This window comes from Prevotella sp. P4-51, from assembly GCF_002251455.1.
Taxonomy (GTDB): Bacteria; Bacteroidota; Bacteroidia; order Bacteroidales; family Bacteroidaceae; genus Prevotella.
In genome coordinates this window covers 1-16,669 of sequence record NZ_NPJM01000059.1, presented here as the reverse complement: position 1 = coordinate 16,669, position 16,669 = coordinate 1, and the positions used below count along the sequence as shown (strand labels likewise).

Genomic DNA, 16,669 nt, shown 5'->3' with positions numbered 1-16,669 from the left:
ACCCTATAAGACTCCTTATTATGATGTATAAAATTCAAGCAAACCCCACGGGAACAAGAAGTATAGAAGTGAGCGAAGAGCATCTGCAGACCATCCGTAAATATGCGCTGCTCAAGAACCTCATCGACAGTACGGGTATCATCGACGAAACCGTGCTCGACAAACTCAAGTTCACCTTGCGTGCCCTGCTCGAATCTGAGGCCGGCAAGGACAAGGCGCTGCTCGACCTGTGTCTTGATGTGATATACCATAACAATATGAAGGCTTTCGGTCTGCACCAGCTCACTCTGCTCTATATCGACTGGGTCAGCAAGCAAGACCAGCAAACAGAAACTGAATCCTAAAACAAGCCGCATTGAAAGAATACCGACTTACTGATTTTCTCCCAACTACCAAGAAGGAATGTGAGCTGCGTGGTTGGGATGAGTTGGACGTAATCCTTTTCTCGGGTGATGCCTACGTCGACCACCCCTCGTTTGGCGCTGCTGTCATCGGTCGTGTGCTCGAGTCGCAGGGCTATCGCGTGGCCCTCGTTCCCCAGCCCGACTGGCATGGTGATTACCGTGATTTCAAGAAGCTGGGTCGTCCGCGTCTCTTCTTCGCCATCTCGCCCGGTGCCATGGACTCTATGGTCAACCGCTATACGGCAAACCGTCGCCTGCGTAGCGACGATGCCTATACTCCCGGCGGGCGTCATGGTATGCGCCCCGACTATCCCTCGATAGTGTATACCAAGATACTCAAACAGCTCTATCCCGATGTACCCGTGGTGCTGGGTGGCATTGAGGCTTCGCTGCGACGCCTCACCCACTATGACTACTGGCAAGACAGTCTGCGCCGATGCATCCTCTGCGACTCGGGCGCCGACCTTATCGTCTATGGCATGGGCGAGCGTCCTATTGTGGAGATATGCCGCCAGCTCGAAGGTGGTACCCCGTTTGACCAGTTGCGCTCCATCCCCCAGACCGTCTATCTCTGTCGTGAGGGCGATATCCCCGGTGGGGTAGGCGACGACGATATCGTGCTCCACAGTCATGAAGAGTGTCTGCAGAACAAGAAGGCTCAGGCTGAGAACTTCCGCCATATCGAGGAAGAGTCAAACAAGATGCACGCCCAGCGGCTTATACAGGCGGTAGGCAATACCTGCGCTGTCGTCAATCCGCCTTCCCCGCCGATGACGACCGAAGAACTCGACGCTTCGTTTGACTTGCCCTACACCCGACTGCCTCATCCCAAGTATAAGGATAAGGTTATTCCTGCCTACGAGATGATTAAGTTTTCTGTCAACATCCACCGTGGTTGTTTCGGTGGTTGCGCCTTCTGTACCATCTCTGCCCATCAGGGCAAGTTTATCACCTGTCGTAGCAAGGAGAGCATTCTGCGTGAGGTAAAGCAGGTCATGGAGATGCCAGGGTTCAAGGGCTATCTCTCAGACCTCGGCGGCCCGTCGGCCAACATGTATGGCATGCATGGCAAAAACCAAAACGCCTGTGCCAAGTGCAAGCGTCCGTCGTGCATCCATCCTCGTATCTGCCCCAATCTGAATACCGACCATTCCAAGTTGCTCGACATCTACCATGCGGTCGATGCACTGCCCGGTATCAAGAAGAGCTTCATCGGCAGCGGTGTGCGCTACGACCTGCTGCTGCACCGCTCGGGCGACGAGAAGTCTGACAAGGCTGCCCGCGATTATACCCGTGAGCTCATCTGTCGCCATGTGAGCGGTAGACTCAAGGTCGCGCCCGAGCACACTTCCGACAAGGTGCTCTATCAGATGCGCAAGCCGTCGTTCCAGCTCTTCTATGAGTTCAAACGTATCTTTGACCGCATCAACAAGGAAGAAAATCTGAAGCAACAGATAATCCCTTACTTCATAAGCAGTCATCCAGGTTGCCAGGAAGAAGATATGGCTGAGCTTGCCGTCATCACCAAAGACCTCGACTTCCACTTAGAGCAGGTGCAGGACTTCACGCCAACTCCCATGACAGTCAGCACCGAAGCATGGTATACTGGCTACGATCCATATACGCTTGAGCCAGTCTTCTGCGCCCGTACCCAGCGTGAGAAACTTGCCCAGCGCCAGTTCTTCTTTTGGTATAAAAAAGACGAACGTGCCAATATTGAGCGCGAACTGCGTCGCATTGGGCGTGCAGACCTCATCGGCAAGTTGTACAGCGGTACGGGTTTCGCCAACCGTCATGCCGTCTATGACGACAAGGCCATCGGAAGTCGCCCGGATTATCCCCAGAAGTCCAGGAAGAAGAAACCGAACGAGAAAGCATCGTTCAATCCCAACTTCAACCATTCCGGCCAGCGTCCTAACGGCAGCAGGAAGAACAGACCTGCCGACGGGCGTAGGAACCATCGTCGCGACTCCTGATGGTGTGGTCGCGGCTCATACGTTTACCATAATAAATATGTTGCAAATAAGACCTGCCACTCCTGCAGATACCGATGCCATCATGCTCATCATCCACGGGGCATGTGCCATCATGCAGGAGAGTGGCAATACCCATCAGTGGGTCAACGGTTATCCCTCCCGTGACGTTATCTGTCAAGACATTGCCCGTGGCGATGCCTGGCTCGTCACTGGAGATAATGGCGACGCCGTGGGCTACTTTGTCTTCCGTCCTGGCCCTGACCCCACCTATCGCCACATCTATCACGGCGCGTGGCTCAATGACGCCCCTTATCACGTCATTCATCGCATCGCCGGCAGACCTCATGTCCATGGCATCTTCGATGCCGTGATGCGTCACTGCCAGGCAGCGCAGACCGACCTCCGCATTGATACCCACCGCGATAACCATATCATGCGCCATCTCATAGCCAAATACGCCTTCATCTACTGTGGTATCATCCATACCGAGATGGGCGATGAGCGGCTGGCGTATCAGTTGGCGGCCACCCCGTAAACCCATACGCTGCCCGAGATGACCCCTGGCGGGCTGCGCATTATCGTTGTAAAAATAACAAGTAAAATGAAAATACTACGTCGCATTTTGACCTTCATCGCCTGTATGGCGGTGATAGCCGTGGTGTCCGTACGACGCGACCATCGGCTCTTGGGGTATGAGTTAGAAAACAAGGCAACCACAGCCCCTACTGATACGCTCACTATGGCGGGCGACACGCTGGTGGTGCATACCGCCATGCTCGCCCAGGATGTGCAGGGCTATGCCGGAACCACGCCGCTCGACATCTATGTCCTGGACAATGTGGTGGTGAAGATTGTCGCCTTGCCCAATGTCGAGAGCCCCGACTTCTTTGGCGAGGCAGTCGGTCTGCTCGATGCCTATAAGGGCAAGACCGTCAATGAGGCGCTGTCAGCCAAAGTCGATGGCGTGAGCGGAGCCACCTTCTCGTCTCAGTCGCTTATCTCCAATGTGCGCAGAGGTGTGGCCTATGCCTCCGCCCACAATGCTTCCGCAGCCGACGGCGCCCTGTCGTGGTCGCTCAAGACCATTGTGGCGCTCCTGGTTATCGTCCTCGGAATGACGGTGCCCCTCGTGGTACGCAACAAGAAGATGAGGCTCGTCCAGATGGTGCTCGACATCGTAGTGTTGGGACTCTGGACAGGAACATTTGTAAGCTACACGATGCTGGTCAACCTCATGTCCAACGGACTCACCTCCTGGTCGCTCGTCGTTCCGATGCTCCTTGTGGTGGCAGCCTTTGTCTATCCCCTCTTCGGACGCCGAGCCTATTACTGCACCCACCTGTGTCCTCTCGGTGCCGCGCAGGAACTGGCATTCAAGGTCCCAGCCCGCAAGCTCACCCTCAGCAAGAAGGCAGCCCATCGCCTGACCCTCTTCAAGGTCGTCCTGTGGAGCGTGCTTATGCTCCTTATGCTCCTGGGCGTAGGCTTCGAGTGGATGGACTATGAGCCATTCACCGCCTTTGTCCTCAGTTCGGCCGGAGTCGTGGTGATAGTCTTTGCAGTAGTCATCCTGCTCACCTCCGTCTTCGTGCCCCGTCCCTATTGCCGCTTCATGTGCCCCACGGGTACACTACTCAAGCAGAAGTAGGCCGCTCCACACCCAGCTTGTACCGTCACGACGCGTCGAGCTGGGTGTGGATTTTTTTTGTCCAGCCCCACGCGTTTCCCCACCCATTCTACAATCATTATTGTTAGCATTATAGTTGTTGTCTATGACAATATAGATAAATTCATTTGTTTGCCTATAATTATATATCTATCTTTGCACCATCTGACAATAACGAATAACAATAAAGATATGGAGAACTTAACAGACATTATCAAGGGCAGCCAGCTCACGCTGGTTGACTTCTACGCTACCTGGTGCGGACCATGCAAGATGATGCACCCAGTGTTGGAACAACTCAAGAAGGAACTCGGCGACAGCATCCGCGTCATCAAGGTCGACATCGACAAGAACGAGTCTACCGCCATGCAGATGCGCATCCAGTCGGTACCCACGCTGATGCTCTTCCAGAGCGGAGAGATGAAGTGGAGACAGAGCGGAGCCATGTCGCTCGCCGACCTCAAAGCCACCATCGCCAAGTATCAATAGACTATTCACCCGCCAACCCTTACCGCTATGACGACCCAAACCCCGAGATATATTATAATAGGTGGTGTGGCCGGAGGAGCCACCGCCGCCGCGCGTATACGTCGCCTGACCGAGAAAGCAGAGATTATCCTCATCGAGAAAGGAGCCTATATCTCTTATGCCAACTGTGGACTGCCTTATTACATAGGCGGTGTCATCGCCGACCGTGACCGTCTGTTTGTGCAGACGCCCGAGTCGTTCGGCCGCAGGTTCAATATAGATGTGCGCACACTGAGCGAAGTCATCGCCATCGACCCCTCCAGCCGCCAGGTGACCGTGCGCACCGCCGACGGCAGCCAGTATGTCGAGTCTTACGACAAGCTCCTGCTTTCTCCCGGTGCCTCGCCAGTGGTGCCGCCGCTGCCGGGCATCGATAGCGAGGGCATCTTCACGCTGCGCAATGTGGCCGACACCGACCGCATCAAGTCCTATATGACCGACCACGATGTGAAGCGTGCCGTCATCGTGGGTGGAGGGTTCATAGGACTCGAGATGGCCGAAAACCTCATGCACGCCGGAGCCCAGGTGGCGGTGGTCGAGATGGCCAACCAGGTGATGGCGCCCATCGACTATTCGATGGCGTCGCTCGTCCACGAGCATCTGCAGCAGCAGGGCGTGCAACTCTATCTGGAGCAGGCTGTCGACGCCTTTTCGCGCCACGACGGCTCGCTCACCGTACACTTCAAGTCGGGCGTCAGCCTCCAGGCCGACATGGTGCTGCTCAGCATCGGCGTGAGAGCCGAGACCCGACTGGCCCAGGCTGCCGGCATACGCCTGGGCGAGATGCGTGGCATCTGGGTCGATGACTATCTGCAGACCTCGGTCCCCGATGTCTATGCCGTGGGCGACGCCATCGAGTTTCCCCATCCCCTCACGGGCAAGCCCTGGCTCAACTTCCTCGCCGGACCCGCCAACCGACAGGCGCGCATCGTGGCCGACAATATGGTGATGGGCAACAAGGTGAAGTATGAAGGCTCCATAGGCACCTCGATAGCCAAGGTGTTTGACCTGACCGTAGCATCGACCGGACTGCCTGCAAAGCGGCTCAAGATGATGGACATCCCTTACCTCTCTGCCACCATCCACATCGGTGCCCATGCCGGCTACTATCCCGGCAGTCTGCAGATGGACATCAAGATTACCTTCTCGCCCACCGACGGCAAGCTCTATGGCGCGCAGATAGTGGGCTACGACGGCGTCGACAAGCGCATAGACCAGTATGCCCTCGCCATCAAGCAGGGAGCCATCGTCGCCGACCTTACCCGTCTGGAACACGCCTACGCGCCGCCCTTCTCGTCGGCCAAAGACCCCGTGGCCATCACGGGCTATGTGGCTGGCAATATACTCAGTGGCAAGATGTCGCCACTCTACTGGCGCGAGTTGCGCGATGCCGACCTCACGGGCGTGACCCTCGTCGATGTGCGTACGCCCGACGAGTATGCGCTGGGCACCATCGACGGCGCCGTCAATATACCGCTCGACGACCTCAGAGAGCGTATGGACGAAATCCCAACCGGCCGTCCGGTGTGGCTCTTCTGCGGCATAGGGCTGCGCGGGTATCTCGCGTCCAACATACTCAAGGACAATGGCTACGCCGAGGTGCGCAATCTGATAGGCGGACTCAAGACCTATCGTGCCGCCACCGCCCGTATAGTCCCTCCCGTGGGTTTCGCTGCCGCCGGAGATAGCGCATCGTCCACCGAGACAGCCTCTGCCGAGAAGGCGGTGGTGCGCATCGACGCCTGCGGCATCCAGTGCCCCGGCCCCATCCTCCGCCTCAAGCAGGCTATCGACACCCTCGCCCCCGGCGACAGACTCGAGGTGACGGCCACCGATGCGGCGTTCCCACGCGATGCCGAGGCATGGTGCCACACCACGGGCCACCGCTTCCTGGGCCGACGTGCCGAGGGCGGAGTCTATACCGCGCTGATAGAGAAGTCTACCGCCTGCGCCGTAGAGTCAGCCCGCTCTCTGCCCACCGGTCAGGGCAAGACCCTCATCCTCTTCAGCGACGACCTCGACAAGACGCTGGCCACCTTTGTCCTCGCCAATGGAGCTGCAGCCACGGGCCAGAAGGTGAGCATCTTCTTCACCTTCTGGGGGCTCAACGCCATCAAGAAGGCGCACAAACCCAAGGTCAGCAAAGACCTCTTCGGGCGTATGTTCAGTTGGATGCTGCCTTCCGACTCCACCCGTCTCGCCCTCTCCAAGATGAACATGATGGGCATCGGCGCCAGAATGATGCGCCACATCATGACCCGCAAGGGCGTAGACTCGCTCGAGTCGCTGCGGCAGCAGGCCATCGACAACGGCGTGGAGTTCATAGCCTGCCAGATGACGATGGATGTGATGGGCGTGAAGCGCGAAGAGCTGCTCGACCATGTCACCGTGGGCGGAGTGGCCACCTATATGGAGCGCGCCGACCGTGCCAATGTCAATCTGTTTATCTGAGCCTATGAACTTGCAACAGTTAAGATACATTATCGCCGTCAACCGCTTTCGCAACTTTGCGAAGGCGGCTGAGTCGTGCCATGTCTCTCAGCCCACGCTCAGCGCCATGCTGCAGAAGTTGGAGGAAGAGCTTGACACGCGCATCTTTGAGCGCACCAATCGCAGCGTGGTGCCCACGGCGGCAGGAGAGAAGATCGTGCGCCAGGCAGAGAACGCTCTGGCAGAGATAGACCGCATTGCCGAGATAGTGGCTGAGGACAAGGGACGCATAGGCGGAGAGTTTGCCCTCGCCGTGGGCCCCACCATAGCGCCCTACATCCTGCCCCGGTTTATCCGCCATTATCGCGAGATGTTTCCCTCGGTCCAGCTGTCTATCCAGGAACTCAAGGCCGACCACATGGTCGACGCCCTGCTGCACGGTCAGCTCGACGCCGGCATCGCCATCTCGGGCAACGTGCGCGATGAAGTGCTCGAGATACCCCTCTACACCGAGCGGTTCTATGTCTATCTGGCAGAGAGCTGCTGGCGCAAGCTGCCCGTTTTCAAGCCGTCCAATCTGGAGCACGAGAACATGTGGGTGATGCGCGATGCGCAGTGTCTCCGCGACAGTGCGTTCTCGTTCTGTAAAGCCCGCACCAAGGGCAACCACATCTACGAGGCTGGCAGCATAGACACGCTGGTGCATATCGTCGACGAGAACGGCGGGTTCACCATCGTGCCCGAGATGCACTTGCCCATGCTCAGCGACAAGCAGCGCCAGAACGTGCGGCCCATCGATGGCGACCATCTCTCGCAGCGCCGCGTGTCACTCTACATCAGGGCCGACTACATCAGGCAGCGCATGCTCAACACCGTGACCGATGCTCTCAAGCAGTTTATGCCCCCAGGCATGCTCGGCGAGGGTATCGTCAAGTATGGCATCAAGTTGTAGGCTCTCCGCCACCATCCATCCCGTCTTTCAGCGCGCCGCAAGGGAGGCTCTGACCGACACCAATCGGCAGACCACCCTTGCGGCGTTCCCGTTTATGGGCGTCGCGTACAGGGGCGGGGTGATGGCTGGCGAGTGTTGGGCGGATGTGGACGAGGGTAGGGCAGATACGGACGAGGGGAGGACTGATGTAGATGTGGGGCGGGTTGAGGTAGACGAGGGCGGGACGAATGTTGTAGTGGGCAAGGCGAATGATGTAGTGGGTAGGACGAGTGTTGTAGTGGGCAAGGCGGATGTTGTAGTGTGCAAGGCGGATGATGTAGTGGGTAGGGCGGCTGTTGTAGACGGCTGAACTGCTGTTGAAGAGGACGTGGCAGTGGTGTCTGCCGTCATTTCCTCCATCTTCTCCGAGTGTCTCTACAAGTAGACTTCAAACTCTGAAATAGAAAATTAAAACCGCGAAATAACCATATCACGCCGCGAAACGATTAAATCAACCCCCGATTTCCCCTTTATTGTCATCTTCGCGATATTCCCCGTCATTCCCTCCACTTTGTCCCTCAGTCTCGAGCGGCACACGATGGTCGCCTAATGGTCGAAATGACATTTTGCAGTCATAGGTATAATGCACCAAACTACATTTTTCATCCCACTTCTTCGTTTTTTATCAAAAAAGGCTATAACTTTGAAGCACAATACCCCAAGGTGCGCCACCAAGCTACAAAGGCTAATGACGCACGATACATATCACGCCACTATCATCTTTATCATACAACTATGCCACACACGAATATCCCGACTGGAGTCTATGACCAGATTATCAATCGCCTCTTTCAGCAGAAACTGAACGAGGTAGATTCCCACCGTTTCTATATTGGCAAGAAGCCGATAGGCAAAGATGATGCTGTCAATATACTCAGCAAGTATTTGCAGCACCTTATTGAAATCGCGTTTATAGGATGCCCCGAAGACCTTGGGACGGACAGATATACCGACTTCGTCAATTCGGTTATCAAAACCTTGGGTAGAGAGTTCAATGTAGATGACTCCGAACTTGACCTGATTGATGCTCAGAAGAATATACTTACAGCCGTCGTAGACCGGACTAACTGCGAATATCCTGATATCGAGAAGCATCTCAAGGCCATTACGCCTATTACTTCTATAAGCCGTAGCGCCCTCTTCTTCGGTGGTGGCAGAGGTCGTGTAGATATGGAGAGTGAGTTGAATCGCGAAATTCTCTGTGCCGATGAGATATGTTGGGTGGTTTCCTTTATCAAGACAAGTGGTCTAAACCTGCTTTGGAACAGTCTGAGGAAGTTCACCAGTGCAGGGAAACGGCTGCGTATCATCACGACGACATATACGGGCGCTACAGATTACGATGCCATAGCCCGTTTGGCCACTCTGCGTAACACCGAGATAAAGATTTCGTATGATGGAACGCAGGACCGCCTTCATGCCAAGTCTTATATATTCCTCCGGAATTCTGGCTTTCATACTGCCTATATAGGTTCGAGCAATCTCTCTCATTACGCCTTGAAAGACGGTAAAGAATGGAACTTCAAAGCCACCCAGTTTGAGTTGCCTCAGGTAGTAGAAGAGGTGCGCAGTTCATTTGAAAGTTATTGGCGTGATGATACATTTGAAGATTTCGTACCTGGTGTAAGCGACGAAAGACTGAAAAGAGCCTTAGGGGCTGACTGGGATGCTCCTTTGCTCGACTTCTCGGCTCTTGACCTGATGCGCGCGAAGGACTATCAGCAGGAAATTCTGGAGAAACTGGATGTCGAACGCCATGTACATGGGCATTACCGCAATCTCGTGGTGGCTGCTACGGGTACAGGAAAGACGGTGATAGCAGCCTTCGACTTCAAACGCTATCGTGCGGAGCATCCCGATTGTCATTTCCTTTTCCTCGCTCATCGGCAGGAGATACTGCGACAGGCTATGCAGACTTTCCGCGTTGTGCTCGAAGATCCCAACTTCGGCAGTGTGTGGGATGGCAACAACGAACCGTCCAGCTACCAGCATGTCTTTGCGAGCAAGGACACCTTGCGTAATCGTTTGGACAGTCTGCAACTCACAAAAGACTATTATGACTATATGGTCGTCGACGAGGTGCACCATATTATAGCACCGACATACGTCAAATTGATGACCAACTTCACTCCCAAGATATTACTTGGCTTGACTGCGACCCCCGAACGAACCAACGACCAGGAAGATATCACCATATACTTTGATGGTCACATCTCGGCGGAAATTCGTCTGCCTGCCGCTCTCAATGCAGGTCTGCTCGCACCTTTCTATTATTATGGAATTCCTGACAATGTAGACCTCTCGGAGGTGAAATGGAGTGGACATGGTTATGATGTTGCCGAACTTTCACGCATTTATACGCAGAACGATTATCGCACCGGTCTTATCTTGAAGAAAATGCAGCAGTATATCGGGAACAGCCGCTTGAACAAGGTGCGGGCGCTATGTTTCTGTGTGGATAAGAACCATGCCAAGTTCATGAATGCCAAGTTTACGTTGGCAGGATTGAAAACGAATGTGCTTACAAGTGATGACAATGACTATCATCGCAAACTTGTGAGGAAGCAACTTCAACAAGGTCGCATCAATTACCTCTTTGTGGTTGACCTCTTCAATGAGGGCGTCGATATACCTGAGATTGACACCATCCTCTTTCTGCGTCCTACCGAGAGTGCTACCGTATTTATCCAGCAGTTTGGTCGCGGGCTTCGTCTGCATAGTGGCAAGGACCATCTTACGGTCCTTGACTTTGTGGGTCATTCGCGTGCCGAGTTCAGTTATAAAGAGCGCTTTGAGGCCCTGATCGGCCGGCGCTCGCGGAATATAAAGGATGAGATTGAAGGTGGATTCTCCAATGCTCCTATAGGTTGCAAGATTATTCTGGAAGAAAAGGCCAAAGAGGAAATCATCGCTAATATTGATGGCTACTTGCGCAGTCTGAACCGCAGTCGTGTCGTCAAGGAAATATTGGCCTACCACAAGACCTGCAAGGGTAACTTCTCGCTCAAGGGCTTTCTGGCTTATAGCCATGTGCCATTTCATAAGGTGTATGGAGCCCTGACGTGGGGCGAATTGTGCCAATTGGCGGGTGTGCAGGAATCGGTGTCTGTGCACGCAGGACAGATTAAGTATGCCGTGACCAAGAAATGGCTTGCTACAGATTCGTTCTCATACTTCACTCAGCTGTTGCGCTTTGCCGATTGTGGATTCAAATGTAATACAGAGCAATTCTCTGAACAGGAAAAGCGTTGCGCCGTGATGCTCTACTATGACTTGTATGACAAGGCGGGTAATTATGACGGTATCTGTACAATGTTTGACGACCTGGCTTCCGATAAACTGTTTGTTCAGGAATTCAAGGAGGTCGTCTCTTATCTGCGTGACAGATGCTCTGCACCGGAAAAAGTTGACAATTCAGTGTATAACGAATGGAATCCACTGCATCTGCATGGGGTATACACTAAAGCGCAGATACAGGCGGCACTCGGACTATCAACGATAGACCGCAAGTCGCCTTCGCGGGAAGGCATGGAGCGCCTGAAAGATATAAAACTCGAGGCGATGTATGTGGATATTATCAAAAAGCGCGAAGAGGGTTCTCTGACTGCATATAAAGATTATGCCCAAAACCGTGAGTTTTTCCATTGGGAAACCCAGAATCGTGTGCGTGAGGGGAGTCGCGAGGCAGAGGCATACCGTAATGGCGAGAATAACATGCTCCTGTTTGTAAGGCAACAGGTGGAACATCCGGATTATGGTTGCAGAATGGGATTTACCTATCTTGGTCAGGTCACAATGGAGAGCATCGAGGGTTCTAAACCCATGCAGATAGTGTGGCATCTCGCCACGCCTATGTCTGAATCGACTTACGCCTTTGCGAGTCAATATAAAGCTATAGGATAATGCAGCGTATGGATAAGAGAAAATATATTGAGGTGGTGGCAGCCATTATCTGTGATGGCGACAGGATCTTTGCCACGCAGCGTGGTTATGGTGAATGGAAAGACTGGTGGGAGTTTCCCGGCGGGAAGATGGAGCCGGGCGAGACGCCTGAAGTGGCTCTGTGTAGAGAAATTAGGGAGGAACTGGCAACGAGGATAAGCGTCGGCGAACGGCTCACAACGGTCGAATATGATTACCCGAAGTTTCATCTGACCATGCACAGCTATCTCTGCACAGTGATGAGTGGTGAGTTGACGCTGCTGGAGCACGAGGGGGCAAAGTGGCTCGGGCTGGGTGAACTCGACTCGATGAGGTGGTTGCCCGCCGACGAACTGGTGATAGAACGGCTGAAAGCGAGGGCTGTGGAGGGCGAGACAAGATGAGATACTCAGAAAGCGAACTTGGCGGCAAGAGCATGTAAAAGAGTGGGAAAGTGAATCAGGGGCAATGGCAGACAAACTGACAAAGGAGCAGCGCCATCACTGTATGGCACAGATACGAGGAAAGGGCACCAAACCAGAAATGGTGGTGCGGAAATTCCTCTTGGGCCGTGGCTTCCGCTACAGGCTCAATCATCCGTGGCTGCCCGGACACCCCGACATCGTGCTGCGCAAGTATCGCTCGGTCATCTTTGTCAACGGCTGCTTCTGGCATGGTCATGAGGGCTGTCGCTATTATGTGGTACCCAAGAGCAATACCGAATTCTGGAAGGCGAAGATAGCGCGCAACCGCACCCGCGACATAGAAGAGCAGCGCCGTCTCGCCTCGATGGGATGGCATTGTATCACCGTGTGGGAGTGTCAGTTGAAGCCAGCGGTGAGAGAACAGACACTGGAGTCGCTGGCGTTTACTCTCAACAGGATATGGCTCAACGACCACAGCGTAAGGAAGTATGAATTGGATGAGGAGGCTCCGGGCATGGTGGCCGAAGATGGCGAGCCTGAATAGGAAGATAGTGGCGCAGGCGATATTGGCCCCGAACGGCGGCGCGGCGATAAGCTCCGTGCGCATAAACGAAAAAACCGAGAAGCCCATGGCGTGGACTTCTCGGTCGAAGTGGGTTTGTGTTCCCTGTCTTGAGCCTCTTGTCGGATTCGAACCAACGACCCCGAGATTACAAATCACGTGCTCTGGCCAACTGAGCTAAAGAGGCGGGTGGGCAAGCGATTCTTATCGCGCCGCTACAACCTATTACCCTTGCTATGTTCCCATCCTGGGGGATTCACAGGGAGCTGGCCGTAAGAGACTTGCCCATTTTGCGGATGCAAAGGTACTACTTTTCGTGCTAAATCAAGCATGAAATGGTACATTTTTTTCTATTTTAACTAAAAAGCCATGCTTTATGGGGCTCGGAGGTACGCTCTTGGCAGCCAAATGTCGGTCAGAAATCGACTACGGTGATGCCGGCTCCGCCAAACTGCACATGCTCGTCGGCATAGTGGGTGACATTGGGGATGGCTCCGAGGTACTGACGGATGAGCTGGCGCAGGATGCCGTTGCCCTTGCCATGGAGGATGCGCACGCGCTGCATACCCATGAGGATGGCATCGTCGATGAAATGCTGCACGGCATTGAGCGCTTCGTCGCCACGCATACCCCGCACATCGAGGTCCTGGTGGAAGTTCTGGCGGTGACTGTCGATGGTCTGCTGGGTGAGGTGGGAGATGTTGTAGCTGCGCAGGTTCTCCATACGTTCGTCGGCATGGGTCTTGGGAGCTTCGGTGGTGGCGGCGCTCTGTGTGGCGTTGGCACGCTGCAGTCTGTCAACCCGCATACGAGTGCGCATGTCGCCAAAGATGACGCTGGCCATCTTGCCGTCGATGCGCTCGATGGTGCCCACCGACGATGCACCCTTGATGCACACGCTGTCGCCGGCTGCCAGTGGCTGCTGGCTGGCTTGGGCCTGCTGCCGGGCTTGCTCCTGGCGCTTCTGCTGTTGCTGCTGTTCGTTGGCGCGCTGCTCCTTGTGCTGCTGGCGTCGCTCCTTGCGCTGTTGAATCTGTGCCATCTTGCGGGCTATCATCTCGTCGTTGGCTTGGGTGTCGAGGTCGCTTACCTCCTGCTTGAACTGCTCCAGTTCCTCGCGGATGCGCTTGGTGTTTTCGCGTTCAGCCTGGCTCTCACGTATCTCGCGTATGGTGTTTTCGATACGTCGGTTGCTCTCGCTCAATATTTCTTCAGCCTCCTGCTTGGCTCGGCGCAGTATCTCCTTGCGCTGTACACCAATCTGCTCGATATCATGTTCATAGCGTTCTATCTGGCGCTCCAGTTCCTTCTCGCGCTGATGGATATTGGTGCGCTTGTTTTCCCAGTAACGCTTGTCGCGAACGATGTCCTGCAGATATTTGTCGCTCTGGATGTAGTCGGAGCCCACGATGTCGCTGGCTTGGCGTATCACCTCTTCGGGGAGTCCTATCTTGCGCGCAATCTCGATGGCAAACGAGCTGCCGGGGCGACCTATGGAGAGTTGGAACAGAGGCTTCATCTCGTGGCGGTCGTAGAGCATGGCGCCGTTGGCCACGCCCTCGTGCTCGTCGGCGAAGTGCTTGAGGTTCTGGTAGTGCGTGGTGATTACGCCCCAGGCTCCGTGGGCAAGAAATTGCCCCAGTACACTCTCGGCTATGGCTCCGCCGATGTTGGGCTCGGTTCCGGTGCCAAACTCGTCGATGAGTATCAGTGTGGATGGATTGGCCTGCTTCAGCATGTTCTTCATATTGAGCAGGTGGGAGGAGTAGGTGGACAGGTCGTTCTCGAGACTCTGCTCATCGCCGATGTCTATCATGATGTCCTTGAACATACCCACGCGCGAGCGTTCGTCTACGGGGATGCCCAGACCACACTGCACCATATACTGCAAGAGCCCGGTGGTCTTGAGGCAGACGGACTTTCCGCCGGCATTGGGACCCGATATGATGAGTATGCGGTTGTCGGTGGTGAGCTCTATATTAAGAGGTACGAGCGCGGAGGGAGTGGCAGAGTTCTGCTTGAGGCGCTGCTCGAGCAAGGGGTGGCGGGCTCGGGTCCAGTCGATGATAGGGGTGGCAGTCACCTGAGGTTCGGCGCACTGCATACTCTCGGAGAGAGAAGCCTTGGCGTGTACGAAGTCGATGTCGGCCAGAAAGTCCTGGGAGAACAGTATCTCCTCGGTATGGGGGCGTATGTCGTCGGCCATCTGCTTGAGTATGCGGATAATCTCATGTCGCTCGTCGCTCTCGAGCTCGCGTATATGGTTGTTGGCCTCTACCACCTCGGCAGGCTCCACATACACGGTGCGTCCGCTTGCCGACTCGTCGTGTACGATACCACCTATCTTGCGCTTCAGTCCTGGCGCCACGGGCAATACCAGTCGGCCGTCGCGTAGGGTGGGGGCCACGTCCTTGTCTACAAGTCCTTCGCTCTGTGCCGAGCGGAGTATTCCTCCCAGTATGCGCGAGATGGAACCCTTGGTTCGGGCCAGTTCGTGACGGATTTCAGCTAATTTGGGAGAGGCGTTGTCCTTGATATGTCCGAATTTGTCTAATATGCGGTCGATGTCCTTCACTATCTGGGGCATGGGTATCACGCCCTCGGTGAGTGCCGCAAGGGCGGGGAAGATGAAGGCGGTATGTTCGTCGTCGGTATAGCGCTTGAGAAAAGCCACGACGTCATTCATCGTGGCAAGGGTGCGCATCAGCTCAAAGAGCTCAGTCTCTTCGAGGAATGTGCCCGTCATGCGGAGCCGCTTCATGCTTTCGCGAATATCGAAAAATGCATTTAGAGGGAAATCCTCTTCGCCCGAACGTATACGTTTCATCTCTCTAATCTGCTCCATAGAAGCATTGATGGCGTCTGCATCGGTCATAAACGCCATGTTGTCGATGCGCACGATGCCCAATGGTGAGAGACAACGCGAACGAAGCATGTCGCGAATCTCATGAAAACCTATCTTAAATTCGAAATTATCAGGGTAAATCATACCGCAAAGTTACCACTTTTCCTGCATAAGGATAAGGAAAACGGAAATAATTTGAAAAAAAACCTGCAAAAGTTTGGCGGAACCAAAAAAACTTAATACCTTTGCACTCGCTTTTAAGGCACATCGACCTGCCAGCAATGATGAAAGCATTGGAGAGATGGTAGAGTGGTCGATTACAGCGGTCTTGAAAACCGCCGTACCGAGAGGTACCGGGGGTTCGAATCCCTCTCTCTCCGCCAAAGTCAGCGTAACTTGTTGTTTTACAACTCGTTATGCTGATTTTTCTTTATATACATCGGACGAATTACGGACGATTTTAGAAAACATGTCGGACGAACATCTTTAGGCGTGATGCTGGAAAAATCTTAAAAATTCGATAAGGGTCAAAAGTATGAATATATTTAATGAATTAAAGAAGTATATACTTCCATATTACCCCATTTTTGAATATAAAGGCCAAGAGATATATAACGCCATTTTTGAAAATTGGGGGGCCACAGCTGCACCTAACTATTACATGTTTTCTGATAGGTTGAGAAATATTTCATCGATTGTTAGGGCAAAGGCTTTCAAGACAAGATATGAAAAACATGGAGAGCACAAACCTGACTTTAGAGAAATAATTGAAGACTTGTGTGATAATAATGTGGAATTAGCAGATGAAATATTTGAAATATTGAATACTGCTGTTTCTATAGATACTTCTATTCGAAATTTTAGAAGCAGAAATAAATTTTATGACGGAAAGGTCGGTATTAGCGTAGAAAATATAAACAA

The 16,669-nt window shown here is 53.9% G+C and carries 13 protein-coding genes, 2 tRNA genes and 1 other RNA gene; 13 read left to right on the top strand and 3 right to left on the bottom strand.

Annotated elements, in window-relative coordinates; all coding sequences use genetic code 11:
- The first annotated feature begins 23 nt into the window (after nucleotides 1–23).
- The 11 genes from CIK94_RS09415 (at nucleotide 24) to CIK94_RS09365 (ending at nucleotide 12,885) form a co-directional block, all read left to right on the top strand.
- Complete coding sequence (locus tag CIK94_RS09415; protein WP_094385148.1) at nucleotides 24–344, top strand: hypothetical protein; 321 nt, start codon at nucleotides 24–26, stop codon at nucleotides 342–344.
- An 11-nt stretch (nucleotides 345–355) separates the two neighbouring features.
- Entirely contained in the window at nucleotides 356–2,380 is a 2,025-nt protein-coding gene (locus tag CIK94_RS09410) for a YgiQ family radical SAM protein (RefSeq protein ID WP_094422819.1), read from the top strand.
- 37 nt (nucleotides 2,381–2,417) lie between these two features.
- Nucleotides 2,418–2,915 carry a hypothetical protein gene (locus CIK94_RS09405; RefSeq protein WP_094422817.1) on the top strand — a complete coding sequence of 166 codons (498 nt, stop codon included), beginning with the start codon at nucleotides 2,418–2,420 and terminating at the stop codon, nucleotides 2,913–2,915.
- 66 nt (nucleotides 2,916–2,981) lie between these two features.
- Nucleotides 2,982–4,028, top strand: a complete 1,047-nt coding sequence (locus CIK94_RS09400; protein ID WP_094422815.1) for a 4Fe-4S binding protein — start codon at nucleotides 2,982–2,984, stop codon at nucleotides 4,026–4,028.
- A gap of 210 nt (nucleotides 4,029–4,238) precedes the next feature.
- On the top strand, nucleotides 4,239–4,535 hold the full coding sequence (gene trxA, locus CIK94_RS09395) for a thioredoxin (RefSeq protein WP_022311533.1): 297 nt from the start codon (nucleotides 4,239–4,241) through the stop codon (nucleotides 4,533–4,535).
- Nucleotides 4,536–4,562: 27 nt separating this feature from the next.
- The gene (locus CIK94_RS09390) at nucleotides 4,563–7,025 is read left to right on the top strand and encodes an FAD-dependent oxidoreductase (protein WP_094422813.1); all 2,463 of its coding nucleotides are present in this window, start codon (nucleotides 4,563–4,565) and stop codon (nucleotides 7,023–7,025) included.
- A gap of 4 nt (nucleotides 7,026–7,029) precedes the next feature.
- Nucleotides 7,030–7,956: a LysR substrate-binding domain-containing protein gene (locus tag CIK94_RS09385; RefSeq protein ID WP_094422811.1), complete on the top strand. Its 927-nt coding sequence runs from the start codon at nucleotides 7,030–7,032 to the stop codon at nucleotides 7,954–7,956.
- Nucleotides 7,940–8,305 (top strand): hypothetical protein, encoded by a 366-nt coding sequence (locus tag CIK94_RS09380; protein WP_094422809.1) that lies wholly within the window; start codon nucleotides 7,940–7,942, stop codon nucleotides 8,303–8,305. The genes CIK94_RS09385 and CIK94_RS09380 overlap by 17 nt, the downstream gene beginning before the upstream one ends.
- A gap of 425 nt (nucleotides 8,306–8,730) precedes the next feature.
- Nucleotides 8,731–11,898, top strand: a complete 3,168-nt coding sequence (locus CIK94_RS09375; RefSeq protein WP_158216555.1) for a DUF3427 domain-containing protein — start codon at nucleotides 8,731–8,733, stop codon at nucleotides 11,896–11,898.
- Between the two features lie 8 nt (nucleotides 11,899–11,906).
- Nucleotides 11,907–12,320, top strand: a complete 414-nt coding sequence (locus CIK94_RS09370) for a (deoxy)nucleoside triphosphate pyrophosphohydrolase (RefSeq protein ID WP_094422963.1) — start codon at nucleotides 11,907–11,909, stop codon at nucleotides 12,318–12,320.
- Between the two features lie 64 nt (nucleotides 12,321–12,384).
- On the top strand, nucleotides 12,385–12,885 hold the full coding sequence (locus tag CIK94_RS09365) for a very short patch repair endonuclease (RefSeq protein ID WP_094422805.1): 501 nt from the start codon (nucleotides 12,385–12,387) through the stop codon (nucleotides 12,883–12,885).
- A 131-nt stretch (nucleotides 12,886–13,016) separates the two neighbouring features.
- Here the strand turns inward: CIK94_RS09365 and CIK94_RS09360 are convergent.
- The 3 genes from CIK94_RS09360 to CIK94_RS09350 form a co-directional block, all read right to left on the bottom strand.
- Nucleotides 13,017–13,090: transfer RNA gene (locus CIK94_RS09360), tRNA-Thr, on the bottom strand.
- 1 nt (nucleotide 13,091) lies between these two features.
- An RNA gene (ffs, locus tag CIK94_RS09355) (signal recognition particle sRNA small type) lies at nucleotides 13,092–13,190 on the bottom strand.
- 128 nt (nucleotides 13,191–13,318) lie between these two features.
- Nucleotides 13,319–15,892, bottom strand: a complete 2,574-nt coding sequence (locus CIK94_RS09350) for an endonuclease MutS2 (protein WP_094422803.1) — start codon at nucleotides 15,890–15,892, stop codon at nucleotides 13,319–13,321.
- 151 nt (nucleotides 15,893–16,043) lie between these two features.
- Between CIK94_RS09350 and CIK94_RS09345 the strand changes: the two genes are divergently transcribed.
- Both CIK94_RS09345 and CIK94_RS09340 read left to right on the top strand, forming a co-directional pair.
- Nucleotides 16,044–16,131 (top strand) — tRNA-Ser (locus tag CIK94_RS09345).
- A gap of 152 nt (nucleotides 16,132–16,283) precedes the next feature.
- Nucleotides 16,284–16,669, top strand: a 386-nt coding sequence (locus CIK94_RS09340; protein WP_144008366.1) for a hypothetical protein, incomplete at its 3' end; no start/stop codon positions are given.

What these genes read in the sequence shown, in the direction of transcription:
- CIK94_RS09370 (WP_094422963.1), top strand. Translation starts at nt 11,907, where the DNA reads ATGGATAAGAGAAAATATATTGAGGTGGTGGCAGCCATTATCTGTGAT.
- CIK94_RS09385 (WP_094422811.1), top strand. Translation starts at nt 7,030, where the DNA reads ATGAACTTGCAACAGTTAAGATACATTATCGCCGTCAACCGCTTTCGC.
- CIK94_RS09380 (WP_094422809.1), top strand. Translation starts at nt 7,940, where the DNA reads ATGGCATCAAGTTGTAGGCTCTCCGCCACCATCCATCCCGTCTTTCAG.
- CIK94_RS09375 (WP_158216555.1), top strand. Translation starts at nt 8,731, where the DNA reads ATGCCACACACGAATATCCCGACTGGAGTCTATGACCAGATTATCAAT.
- CIK94_RS09365 (WP_094422805.1), top strand. Translation starts at nt 12,385, where the DNA reads ATGGCAGACAAACTGACAAAGGAGCAGCGCCATCACTGTATGGCACAG.
- CIK94_RS09390 (WP_094422813.1), top strand. Translation starts at nt 4,563, where the DNA reads ATGACGACCCAAACCCCGAGATATATTATAATAGGTGGTGTGGCCGGA.
- CIK94_RS09350 (WP_094422803.1), bottom strand. Translation starts at nt 15,892, where the DNA reads ATGATTTACCCTGATAATTTCGAATTTAAGATAGGTTTTCATGAGATT.
- CIK94_RS09405 (WP_094422817.1), top strand. Translation starts at nt 2,418, where the DNA reads ATGTTGCAAATAAGACCTGCCACTCCTGCAGATACCGATGCCATCATG.
- trxA (WP_022311533.1), top strand. Translation starts at nt 4,239, where the DNA reads ATGGAGAACTTAACAGACATTATCAAGGGCAGCCAGCTCACGCTGGTT.
- CIK94_RS09415 (WP_094385148.1), top strand. Translation starts at nt 24, where the DNA reads ATGTATAAAATTCAAGCAAACCCCACGGGAACAAGAAGTATAGAAGTG.
- CIK94_RS09400 (WP_094422815.1), top strand. Translation starts at nt 2,982, where the DNA reads ATGAAAATACTACGTCGCATTTTGACCTTCATCGCCTGTATGGCGGTG.